The organism is Fundidesulfovibrio magnetotacticus (genome assembly GCF_013019105.1).
Taxonomy (GTDB): Bacteria; Desulfobacterota; Desulfovibrionia; order Desulfovibrionales; family Desulfovibrionaceae; genus Fundidesulfovibrio; species Fundidesulfovibrio magnetotacticus.
The window spans coordinates 102,168-114,615 of the sequence record NZ_BLTE01000003.1 but is presented as its reverse complement, the minus strand read 5'-3'; the positions used below and the strand labels follow the sequence as shown (position 1 = coordinate 114,615).

Sequence of the window (12,448 nt, the reverse complement as noted above, 5' to 3'; positions counted from 1 at the left end):
AAAACCCCGCCGGAGTCGCCTCCGGCGGGGTTTCCCCGTTTTCCTCGCGGCCGTTCCGATCAGGAATCGGCCTTCACGACATTGGTCGCTTTCATGCCCCGCTCGCCGGTGACCATCTCGAACTCCACCTTCTCGCCTTCGCGCAGGGTGCGGAAGCCGTCGCCCTGGATGGACGAGTAGTGGACGAAAATGTCATCCTCCCCCTCGCGGGTGATGAAGCCGTAGCCCTTTTTGTCGCTAAACCACTTCACGGTACCTTCGAGTGCCATAAATCTGCCCTCCCTTAAAACTCTTGATCCCTTCTGTACCTATTGCACAGGATATCCTCTTTTTGCAAGAGTAGGGTTACACGAAAAAACTCATGAAAGGAGGAGGGTGATCATAACCCATGAAACAAGCATGCAGAATCCCGCCCGTTTCACGAGTGTAATGAGCGTTGCGGCGCGATCAGCGTCCCAATTGCTACCATGCAGGCCCAGTATCGGCTTGATAACAAGCCTGCCATGATAAACCGCCGGCCCTCCCATGGCGGCCCCGCACAGCCAGGCGGAGGCGGCCATGGGCCAGCCCGCGTTGGGGCTTTGCATGCGCGCCGCATCCCGCCGCGTGTGGCGCAGGGCGTCCGCCCAGCGTAGCCCCATGGCCGCGCCGCACACCAGCAGGAGCCCGGCGGAGAGCCGAGCGGGCACGAAGGCCAGCAGATCGTCGGCGCGCGCGCCTGCCCAGCCCAGGTCCTTGAAGCGGGGCGTCTTGTAGCCCCACATGGAGTCCATGGTGGAGGCCGTCTTGTAGAACCACAACAGGGCCGGACCGCCTAAAGACAAATAGAAAAAGGGCGCGACGAAGGCGTCGCAGAAGTTCTCCGAGAGCGTCTCGGCCAGGGTGCGCCAGACGCCCGCCTCGTCCAGTGCGGAGGTGTCGCGGCTCACCAGCCGCCCCAGGGCGGCGCGGGCTTCGTCCAGCCGTTGCGTCTCCATGAGCCGGGCAACGCGGCGCGTCTCGCGCAGGAGCTGCCCCAGCGCCAGCCCCGCGAAGGAGAGGTAGAGCGCGATGACGTACCCCAGCAGGGGCAGACGCGCCAGGAGGTACGCCGCCCCGGCCGCCGCCCCCCCCAGCCCAAGGAGCGTTGCGGCCCCGAAAAGGCGCAGAAAGACGGGGGAGCGGCGGGACGCGGCGTCCGTCTCCGGATTCGAGACCTCTCCCGGGAGGGCCGGAGTCGCCACGGTCCCCGCTCCGGCCGGAAGCCCGCCCGAAGCGGCGTCCCCGGGCCGCGCGCCTGCCTGGTCCTGCCCGTGCAAGCCCGAAGCGACGTCCGCCCGCGAGGCGGCGCGGCCTCTGGCCAGGGCCTCCAGACGGTCCAGGGCGAGGCCCAGCAAGCGCACGGGGTGCGGCCAGGACGGAGGGTCGCCCAGGGCGAGGTCCAGGGCGAAGGCGATGAGAGGGGTAGGATCCATGGCGGTGGGGGAGGATGCCCTCGGCCGCGCCCCGGGTCAAGCGGGCGGTCCGTCCGCCCGGTCAGGACGCGGGGGGGAACAGCGCGGGCTCCCGGATTGCCGGGCCGTCCAGGGGCAGCCGGATGATGAAGCGTGTGCCCTTGCCGGGCCAGGATTCCGCCTCGATGCTCCCCTGGTGGTTCTCGGTGACGATGAAATAGGAGACTGAAAGACCGAGCCCCGTGCCCTCGCCCACAGGTTTGGTGGTGAAGAAGGGCTCGAAGATCTTCCGCCTGATGGATTCCTCCATGCCGGGACCGTTGTCTTCCACCTCGATGCGGACCATCTCGCCCTCGCGCACTGCGGTGAGCGCTATGCGGGGCGGCTCCCGGCCCGGACCGCGCCCGCCCATGGCCTGGGCGGCGTTGCCCAGGAGGTTCATGAGCACCTGCTGGATCTGTGTGGCTGAGCAGCGCACGGGGGGAAGCTCCGGCGACACATTCCGGTCGATGCGGATGTTCTTGAAGTCGTACTGTTTCTTCAGGCTGTAGTCCGTGGAGCACAGGGCCACGGCGCGGTCCATGAGCTCTCCGATGTTCGTGGGCACGAAGGTGCGTTCGCTCTTGCGGCTGAACTCCAGCATGTCCGCGACGATGCGCGTGGCCCGGAGGGCCGCGTCCTGGATGGCGCTCAGCATGGCGAAGAGCCCGCGCCGCTCCATGTACTCGTGGATGGCGGCCATGTCGCAGCCTGCCGCGCGTGCCGCCTCCTGGTTGGCGGGCAGCGTCGTCTGGAAGCGCTTGTCCAGCACCTGCACGCCCTGGAGGATGCCGCCCAGGGGGTTGTTGATCTCGTGGGCCATGCCTGCGGCCAGGCCGCCCACGCTCATCATTTTTTCGGTCTGGACCATCATGTCGCGCAGACGTTCGCGTTCCGTCACGTCGTCCACCAGCACCACGGCCCCGTGCTGGGAAGCCCCCCTCAAAGGGTTGGCCCGCACCATGAGCAACCGGGTGGTGTTCCCCTTCTCCACGGGGACGCGTTCCGCCTGCACCGATCCCAGCCCGGCCATAACCCGGACCAGGCCTTCGCCCAGGGCGGCCAGCACCGGGAGCGTCTCCGTGCCCGCATGCCCCAGGGCCTCGTCGCGGCTGCGCCCCGTGAAGATCCGGGCGGCCTCGTTCCAGTGGGTCACCTGCCCTTGGGCGTCCAGGCCGGCCACGGCGGTGGGCAGGGAATCCAGGATGTCGTTGAGCAGTTCCCGCGAATCCCGCAAGGCTTCTTCGGCGCGTTTGCGCTCCGAGACGTCGCGCACGATGGCCCACATGCCCGAAGGTTTGCCCTGGCCATTGCGCAGGAGGTAGGCGCGCAGCTCCACGGGCACGAGCAGGCCGTCCTTGCGGCGGTATTGTTTCTCGAACACGTCGGAGTAGCCCCTGTTGTGCACCTGTTCCCGGACGATGCCGGCCTCCAGCTCGCACCAGGGGGACGGGGTGATCTCCTCGTTGGTGAGCAGGGCCAACTCCGCGTCGTCGTAGCCGGTGAGCGCCTTGAAGGAGGCGTTGCTCTCCAGGATGCGGCCCTCCAAATCCATCCGGACGTAGCCGTCCATGAGACTCTCGTGGAGCTTGCGGTATTTGGCCTCGCTGGCGCGCAGACTCTCCTCGTCCAGGCGGCGGCGGGTGATGTCGGCGTAGACCCCGAGCACCCCGTGCACCTCTCCGTCCTCGTCGATGAGGGGCATCTTGGCCGTTTCCAGCCAGCGGTGGGAGCCGTCGGCGGCAAGTTGGCGCTCCAGGAAGGGACCCTTGATGCGCCGGGTCTCCATGACGTGGCGGTCGTCCGCGCGGTAGGCCCCGGCCTCTTCGGGGAGCCAGGGCAGCTCGTAGTCGGTCCTGCCGACGATCTCCTCGGGGCTGGCCACTCCGGCGTCACGGGCGAAGGCCCGGTTGCAGCCCAGGTAGACGCTCTGCGCATCCTTCCAGAAGATGGAGTGGGGCACGGTGTCGATGATGCGCTCCAGCATGGCCTTGGTGCGGCGCAGATCCTGTTCGGCGGCCATGCGCTCGGCCACCTGGCTGTCGAGCTGGGCGGTGCGCACGCGCACGGCCTCCTCCAGGCGGCGCTGGTGATCCTCCACCACGCGACGGTTGGCCCGCTCCTGGAGGATCACCGCCAGCATGAAACAGAAGTTGCGCACATACTGTTCGTAGGGCGCAAAGGCTTCCCTGTCCGGGATGGAAAGCACCAGCGCGCCGCGCGCCACCGCGCCAACCGAAAGGGCGAACCCCTGTTCCCGGGGCGGCCGGGCGTCCTCGATGTCCGACGTGCGGCGCGCGCCGGACACCCCGGGAATCTCGCCCAGGCCCTTGAGCACGAAACTGAAAATGCTCTGCTCGTCAGGGAGGTTGTTGACCACGCTCTGCATGAGCAGCAGCTGGCCCAGGACCCGCGCGTCCAGGCTGAAGGCGGCGCCCTCCATGCCTCTAGTGCCCTGTCTGGCGCAGGAAGTCCTCCGGCGGAGTGAAGAACGGGTTGCCCACCACTTCGCCCCGCACGATCATGTAGGGATGAACCTTGAGCACTTCCAGGATGGTCGCCCCGTCGAAAGCGCGGGCGTCGTACTGGCACACCGCCGTCACCGGGTGGCGGCGCAGCATCTGGTTCACCATGGCCTCGTACTCGATGAGCCGCGAGCCGCCCGGCAAAGCCTGCACCTCGGGGAGCATCTCGCCTATGACCCGGGCGCCGGAGAAGCCCCGCACCCCGGCATCGTCGTGGAAGGCCTCCAGGAGCCCCACCATGCGCTCGGGCTCGAAGCGGCCCTCATGGAAGTAGACCTCGCGGGTGCCCGAGAGCAGCAGCATGCCCCCGGCCCTGGCCTCATCCAGGTCGATACCGTGTCTCCCCAGATACTCGGCGGCCAAGTCCTCCTTGAGCGCCTCGGAGAAGCAGGCCGAGCGTTCGCCTGCCTGCAGGCCGGTCAGGAGAAAGGACAAAATGGCGTCCTGACGCTCCTGGTCGTCGCCGTAGATCTGGCAGACGTGAGCCCCTTGCGGAAACCGCTGCCCCGTGAATCCCAGAGAAATGGTCCTTGATTCGTGCACTTGCCCCTCCCGCCACGCCTGGAAAGGCTGCGCCCCGCCCAGCTGGCGGCGACCGTACGTCCCACGCGCGGGGCGAACATGGGCATGGCTTTCTTATGCTATACAGCAGGAAACGCCGTTAAGGAAGGGGGGCGTCGATTTCGGGAACGTCCCGCGCCCCCCCCCGAGAGCGCGATCCGGCTAGGCCGTGAGCGCGTGCACGGCCCCGTCGAGCTTGCGGGCCAGGCCCGAGAGCTCCTCCAGGCTGCGGGCAGCGCCGCCCATCTCCTGAGCCGTCTCCTGGGAGACGCGGCGCACGTCCTCCACGGCGTGGGCGATCTCGTTGCTGGCGGCCGACTGCTGCTCCGCCGCCGAGGCGATGGCCCGCACCTGGTCGGAGGTGCTCACCACCAACTCCACGATGCGCGTGAGCGTCCGGCCCGACTCCCCGGCCAGGGCGGTGGCCTGCTCCACGGCCTGGCTGGCCTTTCCGGTGCGGCCCTGGCTTTCCTGCACGCCCGACTGGATGGAGCCCACCACGTCGGCCACTTCCTTGGTGGCCTGCATGGTCTTCTCGGCCAGCTTGCGCACCTCGTCGGCCACGACCGCGAAGCCCCGCCCGGCCTCGCCCGCGCGGGCGGCCTCGATGGCGGCGTTGAGCGCCAGCAGGTTGGTCTGGTCGGCGATGTCGGAAATCACGCCCATGATGCGCCCGATGGCCCCGGCGCCCTCGGAGAGGCCGTCCATGCTGGTCTTCAGGGCGGCGGTCAGCTCGTCCACCTGGCGTATGGCCGCCACGGCGCGCTCCACCACGGCCGCGCCCTCGCGGGCCGTGGTCTGGGCCTCCTCGGCGCGCCCGCTGGCCTGCCCGGCGCTGCGGGCCACTTCCAGCACGGAGGCGGCCATTTCCTCCATGGCGCTGGCGGTCTCCTCGCTGCGCCTGCTCTGGAGCTGCGCGCCCCGGCTGGCCGTTTCCACCTGGGTGGAGAGCTCGTGGGCCGTCTGGGCCAGGGTGCCGGAGATGGATTCCACCATCTCCACGGCCTTGAGGATGCTCTGGCTCTGGGTGGTGATCTCGGCTTCCTTGCGGCGCAGTTCGGTGTAGTCGAGGTACATGCACATGCCGCCGCTCACGTTGCCGTCGAGGTCGTGCAGGGGCGAGAGCGCGGCCTGTATGAAGCGCGTGTTGCCCTTGAGGTTCTTGAATTCCACGTCGCGCACCACGCCCTGGTTCTTCTCCATGATCTCCACGATGAGGGCCTTGCGCGCCTTGTCGTTGTAGAAGAACTCCGAGAAGAACATGCCCACGTGCCCCCCGGGAGTGCCCGGCCGTTCCAGCATGTCCAGGCAGCGCTGGTTGCACAGGGTCAGGTTGCCGGTTTTGTCCACCAGGGCGTAGGGGATGAGCACGGCCTCGGTGAGGCCTTTCCAGTTGCCCAGCGTGAGCTTGAGCCGGTCCACCAGGGCAAGGGCTGGTTCGCGCACGGCCCGGGCCTCGGCGCAGCCGCCTTCCGGCAGGGCGGTGTTGTAGCGCCCGGCGGCCACGTCGGCCAGGGCCCCGGCCAGATCGCCCAGTTCGCGCGCCGCGCCGCCCAGGAGCCCCCAGGCCAGGGCGCATCCCGCCAGGACCGAGACCACCAGGGAGACGATCCACAAAGAGGTTCCGTCGAGGCCCAGAAGGCCTCGGGACAAGGCGAAGGCCCCCATGGTCAGGGCCGGAAGGGCTGCTCCAAGGACGATCCCTCGGGAGAGGATGGAAGCTCCGAAGCTCATGAAGGGCTCTCCTGTCCATTGCGAATGCGCCGGGAGACCGCTCCCGGACTCTTGTTACTGAATCTAAGCTATTTTTTCGGGCGAGTGAAGCGCTGGGGACGAATCGCCCGCGATGGCCCCCGAACCGCCATAATCAGGGGTTGTCCGGTTCACTCCGGCAGGCCGCCCGTGGCGCGCAGGGCCTCGTAGAGCAGCACCGAGGCCGCGTTGGCCAGGTTGAGCGAGCGCACGCAGCCCCAGATGGGGATGCGCACCAGGTGCTCCCGCCCCTCCAGCAGCGCGTCGGGCAGGCCCTTGCTTTCGGGGCCAAGCACGATGGCGTCGTCCGGGCCGAAGGCGAAGCGGTGATAGTCCTGCCCCTGGATGCCCCGGTTGCCGGAGGAGGTGAACACCAGCCGCCCGGGGCGCACGCCCTCCAGGCAGGCCTCCCAGTGGGGCCAGACCGAGAGCTTCACGTGGGGCCAGTAGTCCAGGCCCGCGCGCTTGAGGTAGCGGTCGGTGAGTTTGAAGCCCAGGGGCTCCACCAGATGCAGGGGCGTGTTGGTGGCGGCGCAGAGCCTGGCCACCGAACCCGTGTTCTGGGGAATTTCCGGAGTGTAGAGGACGAGCTGGATCATGGCGAAAGAAAAAGCCCCGCTTTCGCGGGGCTTTCCTGTTTCCGGTGGTGGGCGGTCGGGGATTTGAACCCCGGACTTCCACCGTGTGAAGATGGCACTCTAACCGCTGAGTTAACCGCCCGACGGCGTAAATAGGGAAAACCGACCCCCATGGCAAGCACTTTTTTTTACGGATTGATTACCGGGTCGCTTTCGGGCAGGAAGAGCCCCGTGAGGGAACGTCCCCTCCACCATCCCATCCAGCGAGGAAAGGTCACCCCCATGCGGCTTCTCGTCACCGGCGGCTGCGGTTTCATCGGCGCCAATTTCGTCTACATGATGCTCCAGAAGCACTCCGACGTGGTCATCGTCAACCTCGACAAGCTGACCTACGCCGGGAACAGGCTCTCCCTGGCCCCCCTGGAGAAACAACACGGCGGCAAACGCTACCACTTCGTCCACGGCGACATCGCCAACGCCGAGCTGGTGGCCCACGTGCTGGCCCACTACCAGATCGAGGCCGTGGTCAACTTCGCGGCCGAATCCCACGTGGACCGCTCCATCACCGACGCCACGCCCTTCGTGACCACCAACGTCCTGGGCACGCAGGTGCTCCTGGACACGGCGCGCCGCATGGAGATCCCCCGCTTCGTCCACGTCTCCACCGACGAGGTGTACGGAACGCTCGGGCCCACCGGCAAGTTCACCGAAGAGACGCCCCTGGCCCCCAACAGCCCCTACTCCGCCTCCAAAGCCTCGGCCGACATGCTCTGCCGCGCCTTCTTCGAGACCCACGGCTTCCCCGTGGCCATCACCCGCTGCTCCAACAACTACGGGCCCTACCAGTTCCCCGAGAAGCTCATCCCGCTCATGATCCTCAAGGCCTCGCGCGGAGAATCCCTCCCCGTCTACGGCGACGGGCTCAACGTGCGCGACTGGATCTACGTGCTGGACCACTGCCTCGGCGTGGAGCTCACCCTGCTCAAGGGTAAGCCCGGGCAGGCCTACAACTTCGGCGGCAACGCCGAGAAGCCCAACATCGAGGTGGTCAAGACCATCCTCGCCGCCCTTGGCAAGCCCGAAAGCCTCATCACCTACGTGAAGGACCGCCCCGGGCACGACCGCCGCTACGCCATGGACTACTCCCTGGCCCAGCGCGAACTGGGCTTCAACCCCGAGTACTCCTTCGAGCAGGGCATCGAACGCACCCTGGCCTGGTACCGCGACAACCAGGACTGGCTCGAAAGCGTCCAGTCCGGCGCCTACCGCGCCTTCATGGACACCTGGTACGGAGAACGCAAGTGACCCCCGGCCGCATCGCCGTGCTGGGCGGCCGCACCGGCCTCCTGGGCGTTCCCCTCGCCCGCGCCCTCGAAGCGCGCGGCTACGAGGTGGAACCCCTGGGCCGCGCCGACTTCGACCCCCTCTCCTCCGAGGCCGCCGCGCGCTTCCTCGACGACTACCAGCCCCACTGGCTGGTCAACGCCGTGGCCTACACCGCCGTGGACAAGGCCGAGGACGAGCCCGCCGAGGCCGCCACGCTCAACAAGGCGCTCCCCGCCATGCTGGGACGCCTCTGCCAGGCCCGCTCCATCGGGCTCTTCCACTTCAGCACCGACTTCGTCTTCGACGGCAAAAAGAACACCCCCTACACCGAAGAAGACCCCACCGGACCTGCCAGCGTCTACGGACAGACCAAGCTCGACGGCGAAAAGGCCCTTACCGCCCTGGGCATGCAGCGCCTCATCATCGCCCGCGTGGCCTGGCTCTTCGGACCCGGCAAGAAAAACTTCGTGCGCACCATCCTCAACCTCGCCAAAGAGCGCGAAGAGCTGGGCGTCGTCCACGACCAGATCGGCTCCCCCTCCTACACGCCGGACCTGGCCGAATACGCCGCGTCGCTCCTCCAGGCCGACGCCAACGGGCTCTTCCACCTGGCCAACGCCGGACGCGCCAGCTGGTGCGAACTGGCCGGCGAAGCCGTGGCCGCGGCGGGGCTCACCTGCCGCGTCCGGCCCATCACCACCGCCGACTACCCCCTCAAGGCCGCCCGCCCCGCCTACTCCGTCCTCGATACCGCGAAATTCACCCGCGCCACCGGCGTCGCGCCAAGGCCCTGGCTCCAGGCCCTGCGCGAATACGTCTACACCGAACTGGAAGCAGACCCCCACTAGCCGGATCTCAACGCCGGGGCGCACGGAAGCCCCGGCGTTTCCCGCCACGCCCCCCCCGGCCTGGAGAACGCCAAAAGCGGGCCGGAAAAACCCGGCCCAGCTGACGGCAAGATGCCTCTGGCGGGCAAAGAGGGCTCCGCACTCTGAGGCTGCTGATAAAGTCGGCTTTGCGGCTTTTTCAGCAGCCCTGCGCGAAGCGCAGCCTGGAGCAGGGCGGCTTTGCCGCCCGTTCGCGGCTCTAACAAACCCCGCTTCGGGGTTTGTCAGCAAGCTGAGAGGGCTCCGCCCTCTCAGCACTCTCCCGCCGGGGGGAGAGCCTGCCCCCGGACCCCGGCAGTTGCTTCGCGGGCTTCACCAGCTGCGGATGCGATACCGGTGCTTGTCTCCGGGACAAGCCGCCGGGACGAGCGCTGCCTTGAGCGCCTCCCCGGCGGGTGTCTGTTGTCGTGGTCGGCCCCGGAAGCCCCCGTCGCACCGGGTGAAACCAGCGAAGCGGAGCGGGAGGACGGAGGGCGAAGCCTCTGCCCGCCCCCGACCGCGCCCCCCTTCGCCTCAGCGGCTCCGGGTGTCCCCGCGTGGCTATTTCACGATGTAGTCCGTGAAGGGCTTGGGCATGGTCACGATCCAGAGTTTCGTCTTTTCGCCGTTGGGCGCGAGGATCACGCGGCTGGCGACGGGTTTGCCTTCCAGGTGGAGCGTGCCGTCCTGTCCCACGGTGTAATCGTCGGGTTTGGCGGCGGTTCTGCCGTCCTTGGTGGTGGCGGGCGCGGAGATTTCGGCGGTGAGGCCGAAATCGTTGTCGCAGATCAGGGCGAAGGTCCGCTCGTCCACGAGGGCGAGGCCTTCGGCCTTCTCGGGGCTCCAGCCCAGGCCGCGCAGGTCGGCCACGAGCCATTTGCGGGCCAGGGTCATGCCCTGCATGCCGGTGGTTTCCAGGGGCAGGTCCGGCAGGGAGGAGGCGGTGGAGATGTCCACGAGGTAGAGCATGGTGCGCAGGGCCTTGTCGCGCCCTTCGCCCTGTTCCAGCACGAGGAAGAGGGTGTCGGAGAGCGCGGCCACGTCGCCGATCTTGGCGTCGGCGGTGCGGCGGTAGGCGTGGGTGTCGAGGGGGTAGGCGAGCATGCGGGCGCGGGCGGTGGAGGGGTCGAACTCCACGAGGCGCGTGAAGGACGCCTGGGAGTCCTTGACCTTGCCGTCGGTGTCCAGAATGGACTGCACGGCCGCGACGATCTTGCCCGAGGGCGTGACGCACACGCCTTCAAAGCCCCTGTTGGGCTGGCGCTTGGCCAGGATAGAGGGCAACCCGGCCCCGGGACCCAGCTTGCGCTTGAGGGTGAAGGTGCGGTCGTCGAATTCCGCCAGGAAGGGGCCGTACTCGTCGGCGATCCAGAGGCTTCCGCGCGGCTGGTCCACGGCCACGCCTTCGGGATCCAGGCCGTTCTCGTCGAAGGGCAGGGGCTTGAGCGCGGCATCGAGGGGGATCTCCCCGGTGGACCCGGCCTGGCCCTTGGCCGGAGGCAGCCCGGTGACGGGTTTGCCGTCCTGGGACTTGAGGGGGGCGAGACGCTGGAGGTCGGCCTTGCCTCCCTTGACGCGCAGGAGCGCCAGGGAGGGGTGGAATCCCGGTGCGGGGAAGATCTTGGCGGACTCTCCGCGCGGGTCGCTTCCGGCCAGCCAGCGCGGCGAGTCGGTGTTGGGCCCCCGGTCGGTGACGGCGTAGAAGAGGAGCGCCCCGTCTTTTTCCTTGCGCAGGAAGGCCAGGCCGGAGCCGACGCCCAGGGGGAATCCGGCGGGGAAGGCTTTTTTGAGGCTTTGCGGCGCGGGCACGTTGGACTTGGCGGGCACGCGCACGTCCTGGGGCTGGACGGCGGGGTTCTGGGCCAGGGCCGTGGAGGCGGCCAGCGTGAAGGCCAGGAGGGACAGGAGGGCGCGTCGCATGGAGGTCTCCTTGAAAGGGTGATGGGGTCCTTCTGGCTCCCGGAGGTTTCGTTCGCGTGACGCCTCAGTAGTCGGTGGCCTTTTTGGGGAGCGTGACGAGCCAGATCCTGGGGACTTCCCACGTGGGCTTGAGGGTGAAGGCCGTCTTGACCGGCCGTCCTTCGCAGACCAGGGAGCCGTCCGGGTTCAGGGTGTAGGCGGCGGGGTCCAGGACGGGTTTGCCGTCGGAACCGGTGGCGAACCCCGCGATCTGGGGTTCGACGCCGAAGCCGTGGCCGCTCATGAACAGGAGGGTGCGCCCGTCGTTGAGCAGGGTCATGCTTTCGGCCCAGGAGCCGGTGAAGCCCGCCTGCTTGAGGTCCAGCACGAGGGTCTTGCGTGCGGAGTTGATGGCCAGGGCGCGCCACTGGGCCTTGTCGGTGACGGCCTCGGGCGGTTGGCCCGCCTCGTTGCGCACGGTGTGGATGTTGTGGGCGCGGGTGAGGTCGGCGGAGAAGACGCGGACGAGTGGCGCTCCATCCTTGCCGAGGCCCTGCTCCAGCACGAGGAGGCGCTTGTCGGCGTAGGCCACGGGGTCGCCGGTGGTGACGCTTTCGGGATCGGCGTAGTCTTCCTCGAGCAGGTAGGGCATCTGGCGCACGCGCTCGGAGGAGGGGTCGAACTCCACGATGCGCGTGAAGTGGCCGGGCTTGCCCTCCCATGCCAGGGGCCTGCGCATGATGGTGTAGAGCTTGTCCGTGGGGGAGAGGCTCACGCCCGAGAAGCCGCCGCCCGGGCGTTTGGAGCCCAGATAGGGCTCCAGGCCGTCGCCGGGGACGTAGAGGGCCTGCACGTGGCCGCCCCCGGAGGAGACGCGGGCCAGGGCGGGACGGTAGCCGTCCACGATCCAGTAGGCCCCGCGCTTGAAATCGTAGACCACGCCGGTGGGGTCCATGCCGGTGGGGTCGAAGGCGAGGGGTTTGAGCCCCAGGCTGAGGGGGATTTCCACGTGCGCGCCCGGTTGCCTGGAGGCCGGGGGCAGTCCGCGCAGGGGTTTGCCGTCCTCCCCGGCCAGGGGGAGCACGCCCGTGACCTCGGCCCTGGCCCCGGAGAGGATCAGCGTGACCACGGCGGGGGTGTAGTCGGGCAGCACGAAGAGCGCGGAAGGGGCGGTCCCGGCGGCTTCGGCCACGGAGGGACCGCGCAGCGTGGGGCCGCGCCCGGTGAGGGAATGCAGGACCATGGCCCCGCCCGGTTGCGCCTGGGCGCAGGAGAGCCCGTAGCCCAGGCCGAGGGTGAAGCCCTTGGGCGCGACGGCCTTGAGCGCGGGCGGGGCAGGGATGGCCATGGCGGGCGGCGTGACCACCTCGGAGGAGCGGATGTCCTGGGCGTCGGCGAGGGCCGGGGTGAACAGCGCGGGAAGCGCCCAGACGGCCAGGAGGAACGCCAATCGTAGGGTCATGGCTGGT

Annotated in this window: 10 protein-coding genes and 1 tRNA gene; 2 read left to right on the top strand and 9 right to left on the bottom strand. The window is 68.5% G+C overall.

Annotated features, from left to right (window positions below; all coding sequences use genetic code 11):
* Nucleotides 1-59: 59 nt before the first annotated feature.
* From NNJEOMEG_RS04860 to NNJEOMEG_RS04830, 7 genes are all read right to left on the bottom strand, one after another.
* Nucleotides 60-269, bottom strand: a complete 210-nt coding sequence (locus tag NNJEOMEG_RS04860; protein ID WP_173081879.1) for a cold-shock protein — start codon at nt 267-269, stop codon at nt 60-62.
* Between the two features lie 90 nt (nt 270-359).
* Entirely contained in the window at nt 360-1,454 is a 1,095-nt protein-coding gene (locus NNJEOMEG_RS04855; RefSeq protein ID WP_173081877.1) for a CobD/CbiB family cobalamin biosynthesis protein, read from the bottom strand.
* 61 nt (nt 1,455-1,515) lie between these two features.
* The gene (locus NNJEOMEG_RS04850; protein WP_173081875.1) at nt 1,516-3,915 is read right to left on the bottom strand and encodes a PAS domain-containing sensor histidine kinase; all 2,400 of its coding nucleotides are present in this window, start codon (nt 3,913-3,915) and stop codon (nt 1,516-1,518) included.
* A 4-nt stretch (nt 3,916-3,919) separates the two neighbouring features.
* The gene (locus NNJEOMEG_RS04845) at nt 3,920-4,540 is read right to left on the bottom strand and encodes an MEDS domain-containing protein (protein ID WP_173081874.1); all 621 of its coding nucleotides are present in this window, start codon (nt 4,538-4,540) and stop codon (nt 3,920-3,922) included.
* Nucleotides 4,541-4,720: 180 nt separating this feature from the next.
* Nucleotides 4,721-6,292 carry a methyl-accepting chemotaxis protein gene (locus tag NNJEOMEG_RS04840; protein ID WP_173081873.1) on the bottom strand — a complete coding sequence of 524 codons (1,572 nt, stop codon included), beginning with the start codon at nt 6,290-6,292 and terminating at the stop codon, nt 4,721-4,723.
* Between the two features lie 149 nt (nt 6,293-6,441).
* On the bottom strand, nt 6,442-6,906 hold the full coding sequence (locus NNJEOMEG_RS04835) for a tRNA (cytidine(34)-2'-O)-methyltransferase (protein WP_173082188.1): 465 nt from the start codon (nt 6,904-6,906) through the stop codon (nt 6,442-6,444).
* 48 nt (nt 6,907-6,954) lie between these two features.
* Nucleotides 6,955-7,030, bottom strand: a tRNA-Val gene (locus NNJEOMEG_RS04830).
* Nucleotides 7,031-7,170: 140 nt separating this feature from the next.
* On the opposite strand from NNJEOMEG_RS04830, the gene rfbB reads away from it, so the two are divergent.
* Together rfbB and rfbD are read left to right on the top strand one after the other, a co-directional pair.
* Nucleotides 7,171-8,193, top strand: a complete 1,023-nt coding sequence (gene rfbB, locus NNJEOMEG_RS04825; RefSeq protein ID WP_173082186.1) for a dTDP-glucose 4,6-dehydratase — start codon at nt 7,171-7,173, stop codon at nt 8,191-8,193.
* Complete coding sequence (gene rfbD / locus NNJEOMEG_RS04820; RefSeq protein ID WP_173081872.1) at nt 8,190-9,062, top strand: dTDP-4-dehydrorhamnose reductase; 873 nt, start codon at nt 8,190-8,192, stop codon at nt 9,060-9,062. Before rfbB ends, rfbD begins: the two co-directional genes overlap by 4 nt.
* Before the next feature lie 579 nt (nt 9,063-9,641).
* Here the strand turns inward: rfbD and NNJEOMEG_RS04815 are convergent.
* Together NNJEOMEG_RS04815 and NNJEOMEG_RS04810 are read right to left on the bottom strand one after the other, a co-directional pair.
* Nucleotides 9,642-11,000, bottom strand: a complete 1,359-nt coding sequence (locus NNJEOMEG_RS04815; RefSeq protein ID WP_173081871.1) for an esterase-like activity of phytase family protein — start codon at nt 10,998-11,000, stop codon at nt 9,642-9,644.
* A gap of 64 nt (nt 11,001-11,064) precedes the next feature.
* Nucleotides 11,065-12,441, bottom strand: a complete 1,377-nt coding sequence (locus tag NNJEOMEG_RS04810; protein WP_173081870.1) for an esterase-like activity of phytase family protein — start codon at nt 12,439-12,441, stop codon at nt 11,065-11,067.
* Nucleotides 12,442-12,448: the final 7 nt, after the last annotated feature.